Raw genomic sequence first — 16,570 nt, 5'->3', positions numbered from 1 at the left:
AGCCCGGGAGGATATCAATAAAGGTATCTTTCCGGGTTTATTTGTTTTAAAAAGGCTTTTGCCTATCAGCTTTGTTCCCAGCACTGCTGTAGGCTTGGAGCTCATTTATTAAATAATAGCTATGTTTACAGTCCGCAAATACAGGTTAAATATTAGTAAAGGATTACCTATATATAAGGAGGCTTTCCACTAAATGATGGACTTGCATAAAAAGCTTAAAGAGTTGGAGAATGTAAACAGGGAAGGAGCGAGTAAAGTTTTCACCATGTACTTAAACACCGATCCGTCAGATCCCGAACAGCAGGGCGGCGAATGGAAAATACATTTAAAAAATGGAATGAGGAATTTTGAACAATATTTGAAGGAAGATGACAATAAAGAAGAATGGGAGAACTTTCAATCCGTAAAAGATAAAGTGGAACGATTTATTCGGGGAAATGAACAGGAATTTCGCCGTGGTGTTGTAATTATTGCAACAGCAGATGAAGAGGTCTGGTTTGCAGACCGCGTGCAAATGCGCCTGAAAACTGAATTTTACTGGAAAGAAACACCAGTGCTTGACCAATTGAAGGAGCTGCAAGATAAGTATCCGAAAACTGGCATTATCCTTGTCCAGCAGAACGAGATAAAAATAATTGATTCCTATTTGAATGAGATTCAGGACACAGCTTCCTATGAACTGGATATTGATACGGCCGACTGGCGTGAAAAGCTGGGGCCGCGTAAAGGGAATTCATCACCGTTTGGTCCAGGGAGGACAAATTTGCAGAAGGATAATTTCGAAGCAAGGTTCGAAGCAAATCAGCAGCGCTGGTACAAAAAAATAGCTCCAAAACTGGACAAACGCGCAAAAGATAATAACTGGGAAAAAATATTTGTCGTTGGGGAAGCTGACTCTTCCAAAGAGCTGGAAGGGCAGATGAATAAACCGGTAGACAATTTGATTCAAAAAAACATGCTCGACCATGAAGAATCAAAAGTGTTGGAAGAAGTGTTTGGCTAAGAGAAAAGGAAGGTTTTATAGAATAGCATGCAGGATGTGATTCTTGCATGCTATTCTCTGTATGATGTTAGTTGATGAATGCAAAGGAATCGTTAGTCATAAGTATAATCTGTATAGAGTAAAAGCTATGAAGGTATCACTATGGGGGAAATGTTTCGAAAAAATAAAGTGAACTGATTCAAAAGTCATGGGTGTATACAGACGTAACAGCTAAATCAGTAATACAAAAAAGCTGCCAGGCTCGAAAACCTGCAGCTCCATTGACGATCTTTTAATTATTCATTTCATGCCGTCTGGCACAATGGACATAATCCATAAATCTCGAATTTATGTCCTTCAATAGCATAATTTTTCAATGAGTTTTCCACTTCATCCATTGGACAAACATCAATTTCCTTTGTATTGCCGCAATCTTTGCATATGAAATGGTGATGATGGTGGTGGGTACAATTCATACGGAAATGTTTCTCCCCATTTAATTCGGTTGTTTCCAGAATTCCATGCTCGTGATAAAGATGCAGATTCCGGTAAATTGTATCAAAGCTGATCGATTCATAGCTTTGTTCGAGATGTGTTATTAAATCCTTTGCAGTACGATATCCATCTTCCACTTCGAAATATTTAAGAATATCTATTCGTCTTCCTGTAGTTTTATAGCCTTTTTCTTTGAGAAGATCAATTGCTTCCTTCGTATCCATTGGTTTCACTCACTTTCTTATTTCTAAAAGAAAATCGTTTAACTCCGATAGAAAGCAGCAAAATAATAATTGCTGTCATGACAATTGTACCACCCGGAGGAATGTCTAAATAATAACCACTAATTAATCCTATAATAACAGCTATTTCACCAAAAACAATAGATAAAAACAGCATTTGCTTAAAACCCCTTGCGAGTCGCATGCTCGCTGCTACAGGTAAGGTCATCAATGCTGAAACCAAGAGAACGCCGACAATCCTTATGGATGATGCGATAACCAAGGCAGTAAGTACAATAAATAAAAAATGAATTCTTTTGGCATGAACCCCTGAAGTGGTTGCATGCTCTTCATCAAAAGATAAGGTTAATAACTCTTTATAGAACAGACCGACAACCAATATAATCACGATTGAAATTCCCGCAATAGTGTAGAAATCCTGCTGGCTTACTGCAGAAACAGAGCCGAATAGATAGTTGAATAAATCATTATTAAATCCGTCTGCCATGGATATAAAAATCACGGTGAGCCCAACGCCGCCGGATAAAATAATCGGAATGGCAATTTCCTGATAAGCTTTATACACGGACCGCAGCTTTTCAATCAGGACGGAACCAAGGACCGAAAAAGCCATCCCACTGTATAAAGGGGTAATCAATGTAAAAGCAAATCTTTTTTCAACCAGCATGCCAAATGCAATCCCTGCCAAAGTGACGTGGGAAAGCGCATCTGCAATCAAGGAAAGCCGTCTTACCACAATGAATGTGCCAAGCAATGGTGCGATAATGCCGATTAAAATTCCTGTGAAAAAAGTGTGGCGTAAAAAGTCATATTCAAAAAAATCTGCGAGCATAGCGGCTTCCTCCAACATTAGTGATTATGCGATACAACTTGCACAGGATGACCATAAAATTTGGAAAGTTCCTCTGCAGGAAGTGATGTGTATTCTTCTGGCTTTCCATGGAAATGCAATGTCTGATTCAAACAGACGATATCCGTTGCGTGTTTGGTCATTGTACCGGTATCGTGCGTAACAAGCAGTAATGTAATATTTTTTTCATCGTTTAATTGATGTAATAGATCATAAAATCGGTTGACGTTTTCATAATCTACGCCGACTGTAGGCTCATCGAGAATAAGCAGCTCCGGGTCATTAACAAGAGAGCGGGCAATAAAAATACGCTGCTGTTGCCCGCCGGATAGATTTCCGATGTTCACATATGCGTATTCAAGCATTCCGACCTGATCGAGCGTCTGTAAAACTAAAGCTTTATGCTGTTTTTTAAAAAAACGGAGGTAACCAATTTTTGCTGTAAGCCCCATGGATACAACTTCAAATGCCGTAGCAGGGAAGCCTCTATTAAATGTGTTGGCTTTTTGCGATACAAAACCAATTTTGTTCCACTGTTTAAATTTATGAATTGGCTCATTGAAAAGCTTAATCGATCCTTCATTTGGTTTCTGAAGTCCAAGCAAAAGGCGGATCAATGTTGTTTTACCACCGCCATTCGGGCCCACTATGCCCATAAAGGACCCTTGTGGTATTTCAAAATGAATGTTATCCAACACCTTCGTTTGTTCGTAAGCATGGCTGATGTTATGCATGGAAACGACAGGTTCTGCCATTATTAGATACCTCCTTTCTCGAAAAATTACTAATCATGCTGTTTGCCACCTTAAGCTTTAGTTTGTAGCCTCATCCAGCACTTCTAAATTCTTCTCCATTAAAGAAAAATAGTTTTCGTTTGTTTCTATATCCTCATCAGTCAATACAGATAAATTGTGAATGACCAAAGCTTCTGCACCGATCTGCTCCTGAATGATTTCAGAAACACGAGTCGATACATTTTGTTCAAAAATAATATATTCCATATTATATTCTTCCGCTGTATTAATAATTTCTGTCAATTCCTTTTGTGAGGGCTCATTACTGGTAGACAGCCCGTGAATGGAAATCTGTTCGATACCGTACCGGCTTTCCCAATAACCGAATGCAGCATGAGAAACGAGCAGTCGTTTGTTTTCTTTTTCAACTAGAACTGCTAAAAATTCTTCATGCAATTCGTTAAGATCCTGTTTCAATGCAGCATAATTTTCTTCATATAATTCCTCATGTTCCGGGTTCAATAAAATCATTTCTTCTTTAATAAGGCCTGCCATTTCAAGCATTCTAAGTGGATCGATCCAAATATGCGGATTGTGATCACCGTGATCATGTCCGTTGTGGTCATGATCATGATCCTCGCCGCTGTGTCCCTCACCATTTTCCATATGAAATAGTTCCTCCTGCTGTCCGAGCTCAATTAATGCCACATCCTGTGAAGCAAGTGCATTTGCAGATGTTTCAGCAAATACTTCCATCCCTGCACCTAAATAAATGAATGCATCACTATCGGCGATTTTTGTCATATCTTGTGTTGATGGTTCATAAGTATGTGCATCTACCCCCGGCGGAAATACAGATTCAGCCTCCACCGTATCTCCACCAATCCGTTCAGCAGCATACTGGATAGGATAAATCGTTGTATATATCGTTAATCCATTAGATGTGTCAGATGAAGCATCATCTGACGGGGAACAGCCAATGGCCAGCATTCCAATTAAACTAATAAAAATAAGTAATTTTAGTGCTTTCAATCTTGCAGCCTCCCAAGTTCGCAATCTACTTTTTGTATTATATCGTAATGATTCCGATTTGTAAATAGTAATGATTATGATCTAGTAGTTGCTTCCGTATAAGGATAAGGTGCTAACTGTCTTAAACTTGTCACGAATGAAGTGACTTTTCCCACTTAATCTTTACTACACCGATAGTATAATGGAAGAAATCATAGTAAAAAGGAGTACTTTCAATGAAGAAATTCATGTTTATATATTTCGCGTTAGTTGTGGCACTTGCAGCTTGTTGGAATGATCAAGCTAATACCGCAGAGAATAGTTCACAGATAGATGATTCACTAGAAGGGTTGACCTGTAGCACGGAAAAAGAAGCCCGTAATTTTTAAATGAAGTGGATGAACCGTATGTACAAGGGGCGTATGAATTGGTTATTCAATATCTGGATGTACTTGACTATATGCTATATTATTGCGTGTATCATAAAAGCAATGGATATGAGCATGTAAGCACTGCTTTGTAGAGGACTTTAATGAGACTACTGCCGAGTTAGATATCATGGGATTAGGCTGTGCCATTTGTATTGAGACTGCGGAAATAGGGTTGCTAAATTTGAAGAAGGCGAATCATTACCGGATATCCGTAATGATATTGATATTAAATTTAGTGGAAATGGAGTTGGCCCAACACTACCCCAATGCCGCCAGGGATGGGTTTGGAAAGCAATCGCAGTAAGGGGGGATTGCTTTTCTGTTGCAGCTGAAAAAATGATTATTGCAAATGTGTATATCAATTTGGGATTGTACGTGTATACTGGAAAGGTTATCGAGTACCTCATTGAGTGGGAATTTGAACAATGAGGTACTCGAGTTTGCCATCATGATAAAATATTTTACTAAAACTACCGATTAGCAGTATCGAGTCCTTTACAGATACAATTTCTAAAAATAATTCCCCTTATTTATTGCGAAAAATCGTCGGATAATTTATAGTAGTGTTATAGATGGATAGGAAACTATCTTTATTTTTCGTAATAAAAATGAATGAGGATTCATTCAAAATATGATTGGAGGATAAAATTATGACGCTTTCCATCAAGCGTGCTGCTGTTTTAGGGTCAGGTGTCATGGGATCTGCCATTGCAGCTCACTTGGCTAACACAGGTATTCCAACATTAATGCTTGACATCGTACCAAAGAAGCTAACAGAAAAAGAAGAAAAACAAGGGCTGAGCTTGGAAGACAGAAAGGTTCGCAACCGCATAGCTGAAGACAGCAAAAGAGCACTGTTAAAACAAAAGCCAAGTCCGATTACAACAAACAAAAGTCTTGATTTGATCACAACAGGCAATATGGATGATGACATGGAGAAGTTATCTGAAGTGGACTGGATTATTGAAGTTGTTGTAGAGAATCTGGATATTAAGAAAAAAGTATATGCAAATGTGGAGGAATACCGTAAAAAAGGCGCGATTGTCAGCTCAAATACTTCAGGGATTTCAGTAGAAGCTATGGCTGAAGGACGTTCTGAAGATTTTCGCAAGCATTTCCTGGGAACACACTTTTTTAACCCGCCGCGTTATTTGAAATTGCTTGAAGTAATTCCGACAAAAGACACGGATCCGGAAGTACTGAAACTTATGAAAGCCTTTGCAGAAGATACATTAGGAAAAGGTGTCGTAGAAGCAAAAGACACACCGAACTTTATCGCAAATCGGATTGGAACTTATGGCCTTCTCGTTACAGTAAGGGAAATGATGAAAGGAAATTACAGTGTAGGCGAGGTAGACTCTGTGACAGGACCGATGATTGGCCGTCCGAAAAGTGCTACTTTCCGCACTCTTGATGTAGTTGGTCTGGATACTTTTATTCATGTCGCCAAAAACGTGTATGATCAAGTGGAAGGCGAGGAAAAAGAAGTATTCAATATACCGGAATTCATGAAAAAAATGAATGAAAAAGGCTGGCTCGGCGCCAAGAGTGGGCAAGGATTTTTCCTGAAGAAAAAAGGAAAAGACGGCAGTGTCATTTATGAATTGAATCCGGAAACATTGGAATATGAAGACCGAAAGAAATTGAAAACAAATGCAACAGAAGCAGCCAAACAGGAAAAAGGCTCAAAGCGTAAATTGAAAGCGCTAGTATCAGCAAAAGGAGACAAAGCCGGAGATCTCGTCTGGTCTGTCATAAAACCTGCATTGATTTACGCTGCTGAGCTTACAGGAGAAATTGCCGATGACATTCTCTCCATTGACCAGGCAATGAAATGGGGCTTCGGCTGGGAAATGGGACCATTCGAATCTTGGGATGCCATCGGGCTGAAAAAATCAGTGGAACGCATGCAGGAAGAAGGGGAAACAGTACCTGAATGGGTACTGAACATGCTGGAAGTAGGTAATGAATCCTTCTATAAACAGGAAAATGGCAATGTTTATTATTACGACCAGGGTGAATATAAACAGCAGCAGTTCAATCCGAAAGAAATCAATTTGAAGCGCTTAAAAGATACAAAAGGGGTCATTAAAAAGAACGTCGGTGCCAGTATGATTGATTTAGGAGACGGGGTTGCAGCATTGGAATTCCATTCTAAGAGTAATGCGCTCGGCTTGGACACGATGCAAATGATGAATTTCGCTATTGAAGAAGTAGATAAAAACTACGAAGGACTAGTGATTGGAAACCAAGGAAAAAATTTCACTGTAGGTGCCAACCTGGCATTGATGCTAATGGAAGCACAAGATGATAATTTCTTTGAACTGGATATGGTTGTCCGTCAATTCCAAGACATGGGGACGAACATTAAATATTCCAATAAACCGGTGGTTGCTGCTCCATTTAATATGACGCTCGGTGGCGGTGCGGAAGTTTCCTTGCCCGCAGCAGCGATCCAGGCATCACCAGAAACATACATGGGACTTGTTGAATTCGGTGTTGGCTTAATCCCTGGCGGCGGTGGAACAAAAGAACTTTATCTGAAAGAGTTACGCAATTTACCGCAGGGAATTGATTTTGATTTGTCCAAAGTAGCTAATGATGTTTTTGAAAAAGTAGCCATGGCAAAAGTATCCACATCAGCTGAAGAAGCCCGGGAAAATGGCTTCCTGGACGCGAAAGATTCTATCAGTAAAAATGCGGATCATCTGCTGCATGATGCGAAGGAAAAAGTATTGGCACTTGCAAAAGCAGGTTATCAGGCTCCACAAAGGGAGAAAATCCCGGTTGTTGGTGATGCAGGCTATGCTGCTATGCTGCTTGGTGCGAAGTCATTGCAATTTAGCGGTTACGCGTCAGATCATGATGTGAAAATGGCAGAAAAGTTAGCATATGTTTTATCAGGCGGGCGAATTAAAGAAGGATCCGTCATTGATGAACAGGTTATGCTTGATCTGGAAAGGGAGGCATTTTTGAGCTTAATCGGAGAACCGCTCACACAACAAAGAATGCAGCACATGTTGGTAAAAGGAAAACCATTACGCAATTAAAAGAAGAGGGGGAAGAAATGTGAAGGAAGCAGTAATTGTTGCAGGTGCAAGAACCCCTGTAGGCAAAGCGAATAAAGGATCACTCGCAGGCACACGTCCGGATGATTTGGCAGCCTTAACAATTAAAGAAACACTGAAGCGTGCAGATAACTATGACGGAAACATTGATGATGTCATTATCGGCTGTGCCATGCCGGAAGCCGAACAGGGAATGAATATGGCGCGCAATATTGCCGGGCTTGCCGGATTAAAGAAAGACGTGCCGGGAATTACGATTAACCGCTATTGTTCATCCGGTCTGCAAAGTATTGCCTATGCAGCCGAGCGCATTATAGTAGGAGCGAGTGACACGATCATTGCCGGCGGGGCAGAATCGATGAGCCTGATTCCAATGGGCGGTCATGTTATCAAGCCAAATCCAACGCTTGTTCAGGATGCAGCAGGATATTATATGGGAATGGGTCATACAGCGGAAGAAGTGGCAAAACGTTTCAGTATTTCAAGGGAAGATCAGGACCGGTTTGCTGCTCAAAGTCATCAGCGTGCAGCAAAAGCAATTGAAGAAGGAAAGTTCAATGATGAAATTGTACCTGTAGAAGTAACGCAGCGTGTTATCGGTGAGAAAAATAAGGTGAAAGAAAAAACATCCTTGTTTGAGATGGATGAAGGAGTACGGGCTGGCACAACACCAGAAATCCTGGCAAATCTCCGTCCGGCATTTCATGCACAAGGTTCAGTTACAGCTGGGAACTCATCACAAATGAGTGATGCAGCCGGATCAGTACTTGTTATGGAACGGGAAAAAGCGGAAGGCGAGGGATTGATTCCCCTTGTAAAATTCCGTTCCTTTGCAGTAGCAGGTGTGGAACCGGAAATCATGGGTGTCGGCCCAGTTGAAGCGATACCAAAAGCATTGAGGATTGCCGGTTTAGATTTATCGGATATTGGCTTATTCGAACTTAACGAAGCTTTTGCTTCCCAATCTGTCAGGGTTATTGAGGCACTGGATCTGGACACATCTAAAGTGAATGTCAATGGTGGTGCCATTGCACTAGGCCATCCACTTGGGATGACCGGCACCAAATTAACATTGACGCTAATCAATGAGATGAAACGCCGTAACGAACAGTTTGGTGTGGTTACAATGTGTATTGGCGGAGGCATGGGTGCTGCCGGAGTTTTCGAGCTCCTGTAAATCTATGAAGTTAGTAGAAAAAGTTTGAAAGAATAGTAATTTCCAATTGGAAAGGAAAGATAAACATGAGCGAAACAAAGGATAAGTTATTTAAAGGTGGCGCGTTTTTAGTTGAAGATTTAACGGGTGAGGACGTTATTACACCTGAAGATTTTACAGAAGAGCACCATATGATTGCAAAGACGACAGAGGATTTTGTGTCCAATGATGTTTTGCCAAAGGTAGATAATCTGGAAAATCATGAATTTGAGCATTCAGTTGACTTGTTGAAAAAAGCCGGAGACTTAGGACTCCTTGGTGTTGATGTTCCGGAAGAGTATGGCGGACTGGGGCTGGATAAAATCAGTTCTTCCTTGATTACGGAAAAATTCTCGCGTGCGGGAGGCTTCTCCGTAACACACGGGGCACATGTTGGAATCGGTTCCCTGCCAATTGTATTTTTCGGTAATAATGAGCAGAAAGAAAAATATTTGCCAAAGCTGGCAACAGGTGAACTACTGGCAGCCTATGCACTGACAGAGCCAAGCTCCGGTTCTGATGCCATGGGGGCAAAAACGACGGCAAAACTGAATGATGCAGGCACCCACTATATTTTAAACGGGGAAAAACAATGGATCACCAACTCTGCTTTTGCAGATGTGTTTATTGTATATGCAAAAATTGATGGCGAGCATTTCACTGCATTTATCGTGGAGCGTGAATATCCAGGAGTGTCCACTGGACCGGAAGAGAAGAAAATGGGAATTAAGAGTTCTTCTACTCGTACTTTAGTGCTGGAAGATGCGGAAGTACCTGTTGAAAACCTGCTTGGTGAAAAAGGCCGCGGCCATATCATTGCATTTAACATTCTAAATGTAGGACGCTATAAGCTTGCCATCGGTGGTGTAGGTGGTGCTAAACAGGGTATTGCACTCGCAACAAAATATGTAAACGAGCGCAAGCAGTTTGATACACCAATCTCCAGTTTTTCATTAACACAGGAAAAGCTTGGTACAATGGCAGCGGAAACCTATGCAAATGAGAGTTCAGTTTATCGGACCGTAGGTTTATTCGAGCAGCGAATGGGCTCCTTAACAGATGAACAATTAAAAGACGGCCGTGAAGTAGCAAGAGCGATTGCCGAATATCAAATCGAATGTTCCATGAACAAGTACATGGCAACCGAGCTGCTTGATTATGTAGCGGATGAAGCTGTACAGATGCACGGTGGATACGGATTCATGCAGGAATATGAAGTAGAGCGTATGTACCGTGACTCCCGTATTAACCGTATTTTTGAAGGTACAAATGAAATCAATCGTTTAATTGTACCTGGAACATTGCTGAAAAAAGCTATGAAAGGCGAGCTGCCATTGTTCCAAAAAGCACAAAGCCTTCAAGAAGAAATCATGATGATGATGCCTGAAGAAGTAGGAACAGAAGCTTTGGAACAGGAAAAACATTTACTGACCAATGCGAAGAAAATTGTTCTGCTTGGCGCAGGTCTGGCAGCACAGAAATATATGAAAGAAATCGAAAATGAACAGGAAATTCTTGCAAACCTGGCAGATATGGTGGCAGAAGTATATAACATGGAGTCAGCTATCCTCCGTACAGAAAAAGCAATCAGTAAATCCGGCGAAGACAAGAGCGAACAAAAACTTCTGTACACTCAAGTATATGCACAAGTTGCATTTAACCGGATTGAAGCAGATGCAAAAGAGATTTTAATTGCAGTGGAAGAAGGCGACTCACTAAGAATGATGCTTTCATCCCTTCGCAAGCTGACACGTCATACACCGACAAACGTAATTGCGAAGAAACGTGAAATTGCGAAGAAGATTATTGAAGAAGAGAAGTACGTAGTTTAATAGAAGATAAATCCTTTTTTAAAAATGACTTATTTGGAAAAACATACCATCTGTTGGACGGGTGGTATGTTTTTGTTTTATAACTTTGAAAAAGACATGTTAAATATATTGTTTATTAACATATCCCAAAATATTGCTTTCATTATTCCCTATTAAATCAATTGAATATTTATTTTGATAATTATGTTATAATTTCATACAACATTTATTATTTGTACGTTTATTTCCATTCAAAAGGGGGATTCCATGATTACCAATATTACTTGCATCCAAACCGGGAGATCGTTTAAAGGGGATGGCGTTGAAATACCTGCTATTCGGGATGTATCCACCGTATTTTATCCTGATAATTTTTCAGCTATAGTTGGTCCTTCCGGCTCAGGAAAATCAACGCTGTTAAGTTTACTCGGAACACTGGATAAACCAACCTCGGGGAAAATTCTTTATGATAATGAAGAAATGATCGGAAAAAGTAAAAAGAAACTGGCGGATTTTCGCTTTCATGAGATTGGCTTTATCTTTCAACAGTTTCATCTGCTTCCTACATTGACGGCATTAGAGAATGTCCTTACACCATTGTTTGCCCGCAAAGTACCTTACTCAAAAGTGGAAAGAGCCAAGGAAGTTTTGAATCAAGTTGGCTTAGCTGACAAATATCAATCCCTGCCTTCTCAATTATCCGGAGGGCAGCAGCAGCGAGTTGCTATCGCAAGGGCAATCGTACATAAACCAAGCTGGCTTCTGGCGGATGAACCGACCGGGAACCTGGATACAGCGACCGGGGAACAGATCTTTCATTTATTGCAGGAACTTCATCAGGAGGAAGGCTGTGGCGTCATTTTTGTTACCCATGACTCCGCCCTTGCCGCGAAAGCTGATAGAGTACTAACCATGGAAGATGGTATTTTACTATCCGATAAAAAGGGTATTGGCGTATGATTCGTTTTATTTGGAAAAACTGGTGGCGACGTAAGGAAAGATTGTTTTTGCTGTTTATTGGGGCGCTTATTATTAGTGGGGGACTGACGTATCTGGTAGGTATTTCCGATGCGAATAGAGGCACTATTGAAAATACGCTTCAGGAAAGCTGGGCAGCTTCTTACGATATTCTCGTTCGACCGGAAGGCTCCCAAAGTATTACGGAAGAACAGGATTTGCTGGAGCCGAATTATTTGAGCGGACTGGATGGCGGCATCAGTGTGGAGCAATATGAGAATATAAAAAGTATAGAAGGCATTGAAATAGCGGCTCCCATTTCCATGATTGGCTATGCATCTTATACTGTTGATTTTGACGAAGTGGAATTAGAAGAAGATGGTATATATCGGCGTACACAGGAAGAGGTAATGAATAATGGGATTCAGGATGTGACCAGATCCTCAAATTATTATTTTGCCTACGGGGGTTGGCCGGTGATCGAAGAAAATTTAGCCGGCAAAACGGATTATGGTGTTGGGGCGCCCAGTAGTCATCTTAGTGTATTCACCCAAGCATTACTTGCAGGAATAGACCCGGAACAGGAAGCAAAGCTCGTCGGTCTGGATGAAGCCGTAATCACTTCCGGAGACAGCAGATATTTTGCTGAAGAGGATAGCAGTCATGAAGGAAGATATGCCTCTGATATGAATTACATTGGTTTTCCGGTTATTGTGAGCAACCATGCTTTTGATGATAAACAGGTTGAGTTTACGATTGAACGTCTGGATATTCCGTTTGACAGAAGTACCGCAAATGATGTACTTGAGTCGATCAAAGAAAATGGCGGAAGTGACTATCTTGAGACCATTGAAGGACATGATGCAATAAACTATTCGTACACCTCGGAAGAAGCATTTTCATTCCTGGTCAACAGTATTATAGGAATCGATCCGGATACAGAAGAACCATTGGAGACGGATGCAGCGGAGATGGGTGAAGTGGAAGATGAGGTAGGGTTTATGAATTTTAGGGCGAGTCCACTGGCGTACCGTCCTGTTACAAGCCCTTTTGAAGATCAGTGGCCATTTGCCTATCAGGTTCAACCGTTTCATAATATGGAGGAAAATCCATCGATATTTGTAGGGGAAGAGTCCTTCAGAGAGCCTAAAGTATTTGGGGAGGATTTTAGTGGATGGCAGCGCATCAAACCTGAATGGATCGGCTTTTATGACCCGAGCGAACTGTCTATTTCCATGGATCCTTTGAATGAATTGCCAATGGAAACCTACAGACCTGCCACGGCAGAATTGGTCATTGATGCAAACAATGAACCTGTAAATCCTTCTCAAACATTACAACCGACGGATAATCCTTATGATTTTTTGACAAACCCGCCGAATATGCTGACAACCATTGATGCAGCAGAGGAAATTCTCGGCGAGGAACCAATTGCTGCCATTCGTGTGAAAGTGGCAGGGGTAGCGGATATGAGTGAGGAAAGCCAGGGAATTTTGGAAAGCATTGCACAGGAAATTGAATTGGAGACTGGGCTGATGACGGATATAACGTTGGGTTCATCACCTCAGCCCACATTAACACATGTCCCGCTCATTAATGACGAGGAGGAAATTGGCTGGCTGCAGCAGCCTTGGGTAAATATCGGGTCATCCATTTCGATATTCAGGGAAAGCACCATTGGCTATTTTGGTATTATCCTGAGTGTCATAGCTGTTGCTGTCATTTATGTATGGGCATCGACGCTTGTTTCGCTGCTGGCAAGAAGAAAGGAATTTGCAACACAACTATCCATTGGCTGGCGGCCGGGGCAATTAAGCAGGTTGCTATTTACGGAATCGTTTCTTTTAGGTGCTTTTGTCGCCATGATATCCTGGATGATCCTTGCATACATTTATCTTTCTACAGATACCGTGATATCACCCATTCGATTTTTGCTGACAGGATTATTTGGCTTTTCCATATATTTACTTGGTGCAGTATTACCAGCGATAGCTACAAGGAATATTTCCCCGTATGAAGCGATGCAGACAGGGGAGATTTCGAAAGCTGGCAATAGGGTTTTTCGTACCAGAGGACTGTTTTCGATGGCCTTTAATCATTTCATCGGAAAATGGAAACGGAGTCTGTTGTCGATCATTGCCATTGCTTTGCCTACGGGCTTACTGGCATTATTCCTTCATATAACATTCCGTCTACAGGGTGTTATGTATACAACATGGTTAGGTCAATATACAGCACTTGAAATAGGTGCAGTCCATTACGCAGCTATCATCGTGGCGTTAATTATGGCTGTATTAACTACAGCGGAAATTATGTGGCAAAATATCGCGGAACGCCAGCAGGAAATTGCGCTGTTGAAAGCGATAGGCTGGAAAAATAGCAGTATTCGTATGCTTATTTGGTCGGAAGGTTTATTGAGTGGTATAGCTGCTGCGGTCATCGCTCTTGTATTTGCCTTTAGTATGATGTGGGGCTTGTTTGGCGAATATCCTACTACTGAAATTTTGTTCATAATCTCTACGGGATGCATTCCAGTTATTATAGGGATGATCGGAACTATTATTCCGGCAGAGCGCGCAGTAAGCATTCACCCGACCCAAGGGATAGGAGGAAAATATTCCAATAAAAAAACCTCAAAGAATTTGCTTAAGGGAGTAGTAGCCACGGCAGGAACGGCGCTGTTTGCAGGTTTCGCATATATGATGGTACAGGTTGTTCCGGAAATGACAGAACAGGCACAATCTAGCGATGTCGATATAGAGGTTACGCCGACTGCAGGAGATGTTGGAGAGGTAACAAGAGATAGGGAGGATGCAGCGGTTTCTGATATTGAAGAGGAACAGGAAAAAGCAGAAAGCGAAGAAATAGATCTCGATGAGGAGTACCCTAATAGAGGAATTACGGAAGATAGGTATTTATATATATTGGAACCTGGTGAAAACTTATCTGCGTTTACAGCTGATTTTCATGCTAACGAAGTGGAAAGCAATCTGCCGGAGCCCGAAGATGGATTTGTGACAGTTGCGGTTGAGTTTACATTTAAAAATCTTGAGGTTCGCCCGCAAGAAATGAATGTGGAGGAAAACTTTACATTAAGAAGTTCAGGTGATCCTTTTGCAGATATATATGAACCTGCCGAGATAACAGTAAAGAAAAGTGAAGGTTGGGATGAAGAGGAAGGTTGGCTGGATCCAGAAGGTGAAATAACAGCAGTTTTGGAATTTGAAGTAGCAGAACAGGAAGAGGATTATCTTTTCCATTTTATGGCATCAGGGTATTCAAGAGGCATTTTGGTCGTGTTAAGCCAGGGAGAAGCAGGAGGGGGTGCGCATTAGAATAGTGATGGGGCCAGACAATGGTTGCTTAGATCACTTTATCATGTTAAAGTCCTTTGCTGGAAGATGACGAGGGTCTTATTTTTATTTTTTCTCTAAGACTATTTTAACAGTGCATTATGATGATCAAATGAATTTGTAGCCTTCCCTCTATCCTCTTTGCTATAATGAAAATGGATGAAACAAAGACAGGAGGATTGGTTATGGCAATGCAATTTTACTGGTATCCTAAATGTGGTACATGCAGGAATGCAAAAAAATGGCTGGATGAACATAATATAAAGTACGATAGTATACATATTGTCGAGAACCCGCCGTCACAAAATGAAATGGAAGACTTCATTGAAAAAAGCGATCTTCCCGCAAAGAAATTTTTTAATACGAGCGGGAAAAAGTATAGAGAATTAAATATTAAGGATAAAATAAAGGATGCCAGCACGGAAGAAATGGCAGAAATATTGGCATCAGACGGCATGCTGATCAAGCGGCCCATCGTTACGGACGGGGAAAAGGTGACTGTCGGTTTTAAAGAGGAACTATTTGAAGAAACTTGGCTTTAAAAACGCTGGATAAACGGCTGATTAATTAGTATAGTAAAAGTACGAATATTTATTGGAGGGATTTATATGAGTTTACCAAAGGACTTATTGTATTCCAAGGAGCATGAGTGGATAAAAAAGGAAGGCGGCAAAGTGCGCATCGGGATTACGGATTTTGCACAGGATGAACTTGGTGATGTCGTATTTGTGGAACTTCCGGAAGTTGGAGATGAACTGGAACTGAATGAACCGTTTGGAAGTGTGGAATCGGTAAAAACAGTATCCGAATTGTATGCGCCGGTCAGCGGAAAAGTCGTGGAAGTTAATGAAGAACTGGAGGACAGCCCGGAATTTGTAAACGAATCACCGTATGAAAATGCCTGGATGATTGTTGTGGAGCTATCCAATGAATCTGAGTTGGACGATTTGCTGTCAGCGGAAGGTTATGAAGAAGAAATAAGTGAATAAATGAATTCATCGGTAACTACCTGGCTGGCGTGTATGTGTCAGCCTTGTTTTTATTACTTAATAATAGGAGTGCTATAACAGCATGATGAATGAGTCGGAAAAAATTATTATTGTGGAAGGATTGACAGATAAAAGGGAGCTCGATAAAGTGATTGTTGAGGATCTCACGATAATTTGCACGAATGGCACACTTGGTGTGGAAAAATTTGATGAGCTCCTGGAAGAATATGAACTGGATCATAAAGAAGTCTATATTTTAACAGATGAAGACGAACCTGGCATCCAGCTCCGGAAACAATTGTCGCGGGAACTACCGCATGCGGAGCATATTTATGTGAGCGGTGAATACCGGGAAGTTGCCACAACACCAGGGCATATTTTGGCAGGAGCACTTTTAGGTAAACATATCAAAGTGGATCCGTTTTTTCTGATTGATAGAGAAAAATAGAATC

The 16,570-nt window shown here is 41.2% G+C and carries 14 protein-coding genes; 10 read left to right on the top strand and 4 right to left on the bottom strand.

Translation table 11 applies throughout. From position 1 onward, the window contains the following. The first annotated feature begins 196 nt into the window (after window positions 1–196). Window positions 197–1,003, top strand: coding sequence for a VLRF1 family aeRF1-type release factor (locus tag ACDX78_RS02745; RefSeq protein ID WP_486025301.1), 807 nt, complete (start codon window positions 197–199; stop codon window positions 1,001–1,003). 284 nt (window positions 1,004–1,287) lie between these two features. Here the strand turns inward: ACDX78_RS02745 and ACDX78_RS02740 are convergent, their stop codons facing one another. The 4 genes from ACDX78_RS02740 to ACDX78_RS02725 are packed head-to-tail and all read right to left on the bottom strand — an operon-like array spanning window position 1,288 to window position 4,335. Then, window positions 1,288–1,701 (bottom strand): Fur family transcriptional regulator, encoded by a 414-nt coding sequence (locus tag ACDX78_RS02740; RefSeq protein WP_486025163.1) that lies wholly within the window; start codon window positions 1,699–1,701, stop codon window positions 1,288–1,290. Further along, window positions 1,679–2,551 carry a metal ABC transporter permease gene (locus ACDX78_RS02735; RefSeq protein ID WP_486025162.1) on the bottom strand — a complete coding sequence of 291 codons (873 nt, stop codon included), beginning with the start codon at window positions 2,549–2,551 and terminating at the stop codon, window positions 1,679–1,681. The genes ACDX78_RS02740 and ACDX78_RS02735 overlap by 23 nt, the downstream gene beginning before the upstream one ends. Before the next feature lie 17 nt (window positions 2,552–2,568). Continuing rightward, window positions 2,569–3,324, bottom strand: a complete 756-nt coding sequence (locus ACDX78_RS02730) for a metal ABC transporter ATP-binding protein (RefSeq protein WP_486025160.1) — start codon at window positions 3,322–3,324, stop codon at window positions 2,569–2,571. 57 nt (window positions 3,325–3,381) lie between these two features. After that, window positions 3,382–4,335: a metal ABC transporter solute-binding protein, Zn/Mn family gene (locus ACDX78_RS02725; protein ID WP_486025158.1), complete on the bottom strand. Its 954-nt coding sequence runs from the start codon at window positions 4,333–4,335 to the stop codon at window positions 3,382–3,384. Window positions 4,336–4,550: 215 nt separating this feature from the next. Here ACDX78_RS02725 and ACDX78_RS02720 point away from each other — a divergent pair, with 215 nt between their 5' ends. The 9 genes from ACDX78_RS02720 to ACDX78_RS02680 all read left to right on the top strand — a co-directional run bounded on the left by ACDX78_RS02720 (window position 4,551) and on the right by ACDX78_RS02680 (window position 16,566). Then, on the top strand, window positions 4,551–4,703 hold the full coding sequence (locus tag ACDX78_RS02720) for a hypothetical protein (RefSeq protein WP_486025157.1): 153 nt from the start codon (window positions 4,551–4,553) through the stop codon (window positions 4,701–4,703). 692 nt (window positions 4,704–5,395) lie between these two features. Beyond that, window positions 5,396–7,795 (top strand): 3-hydroxyacyl-CoA dehydrogenase/enoyl-CoA hydratase family protein, encoded by a 2,400-nt coding sequence (locus tag ACDX78_RS02715; RefSeq protein WP_486025156.1) that lies wholly within the window; start codon window positions 5,396–5,398, stop codon window positions 7,793–7,795. A gap of 19 nt (window positions 7,796–7,814) precedes the next feature. Further along, a complete protein-coding gene (locus ACDX78_RS02710; protein ID WP_486025154.1) occupies window positions 7,815–8,990 on the top strand; it encodes an acetyl-CoA C-acetyltransferase in 1,176 nt (391 codons plus the stop codon). A gap of 65 nt (window positions 8,991–9,055) precedes the next feature. Then, window positions 9,056–10,840: an acyl-CoA dehydrogenase family protein gene (locus tag ACDX78_RS02705; RefSeq protein ID WP_486025153.1), complete on the top strand. Its 1,785-nt coding sequence runs from the start codon at window positions 9,056–9,058 to the stop codon at window positions 10,838–10,840. 246 nt (window positions 10,841–11,086) lie between these two features. Next, window positions 11,087–11,779, top strand: coding sequence for an ABC transporter ATP-binding protein (locus tag ACDX78_RS02700; protein ID WP_486025152.1), 693 nt, complete (start codon window positions 11,087–11,089; stop codon window positions 11,777–11,779). Beyond that, the gene (locus tag ACDX78_RS02695) at window positions 11,776–15,111 is read left to right on the top strand and encodes an ABC transporter permease (protein ID WP_486025150.1); all 3,336 of its coding nucleotides are present in this window, start codon (window positions 11,776–11,778) and stop codon (window positions 15,109–15,111) included. Before ACDX78_RS02700 ends, ACDX78_RS02695 begins: the two co-directional genes overlap by 4 nt. A gap of 203 nt (window positions 15,112–15,314) precedes the next feature. Further along, entirely contained in the window at window positions 15,315–15,671 is a 357-nt protein-coding gene (locus ACDX78_RS02690; RefSeq protein WP_486025148.1) for an arsenate reductase family protein, read from the top strand. Window positions 15,672–15,737: 66 nt separating this feature from the next. Further along, window positions 15,738–16,118 (top strand): glycine cleavage system protein GcvH, encoded by a 381-nt coding sequence (gene gcvH / locus ACDX78_RS02685; RefSeq protein ID WP_486025147.1) that lies wholly within the window; start codon window positions 15,738–15,740, stop codon window positions 16,116–16,118. An 82-nt stretch (window positions 16,119–16,200) separates the two neighbouring features. Beyond that, complete coding sequence (locus tag ACDX78_RS02680; protein WP_486025145.1) at window positions 16,201–16,566, top strand: toprim domain-containing protein; 366 nt, start codon at window positions 16,201–16,203, stop codon at window positions 16,564–16,566. Window positions 16,567–16,570 lie beyond the last annotated feature (4 nt).

Source organism: Virgibacillus oceani (assembly GCF_041521345.1).
Taxonomy (GTDB): domain Bacteria; phylum Bacillota; class Bacilli; order Bacillales; family Amphibacillaceae; genus Virgibacillus_N; species Virgibacillus_N oceani_A.
This window is presented reverse-complemented; position numbering and strand designations above follow the sequence as displayed.

Coding starts and splice junctions, on each gene's coding strand:
- ACDX78_RS02745 (WP_486025301.1), top strand. CDS start 197: ATGGACTTGCATAAAAAGCTTAAAGAGTTGGAGAATGTAAACAGGGAA.
- ACDX78_RS02730 (WP_486025160.1), bottom strand. CDS start 3,324: ATGGCAGAACCTGTCGTTTCCATGCATAACATCAGCCATGCTTACGAA.
- gcvH (WP_486025147.1), top strand. CDS start 15,738: ATGAGTTTACCAAAGGACTTATTGTATTCCAAGGAGCATGAGTGGATA.
- ACDX78_RS02680 (WP_486025145.1), top strand. CDS start 16,201: ATGATGAATGAGTCGGAAAAAATTATTATTGTGGAAGGATTGACAGAT.
- ACDX78_RS02740 (WP_486025163.1), bottom strand. CDS start 1,701: ATGGATACGAAGGAAGCAATTGATCTTCTCAAAGAAAAAGGCTATAAA.
- ACDX78_RS02735 (WP_486025162.1), bottom strand. CDS start 2,551: ATGCTCGCAGATTTTTTTGAATATGACTTTTTACGCCACACTTTTTTC.
- ACDX78_RS02695 (WP_486025150.1), top strand. CDS start 11,776: ATGATTCGTTTTATTTGGAAAAACTGGTGGCGACGTAAGGAAAGATTG.
- ACDX78_RS02720 (WP_486025157.1), top strand. CDS start 4,551: ATGAAGAAATTCATGTTTATATATTTCGCGTTAGTTGTGGCACTTGCA.
- ACDX78_RS02690 (WP_486025148.1), top strand. CDS start 15,315: ATGGCAATGCAATTTTACTGGTATCCTAAATGTGGTACATGCAGGAAT.
- ACDX78_RS02705 (WP_486025153.1), top strand. CDS start 9,056: ATGAGCGAAACAAAGGATAAGTTATTTAAAGGTGGCGCGTTTTTAGTT.
- ACDX78_RS02715 (WP_486025156.1), top strand. CDS start 5,396: ATGACGCTTTCCATCAAGCGTGCTGCTGTTTTAGGGTCAGGTGTCATG.
- ACDX78_RS02700 (WP_486025152.1), top strand. CDS start 11,087: ATGATTACCAATATTACTTGCATCCAAACCGGGAGATCGTTTAAAGGG.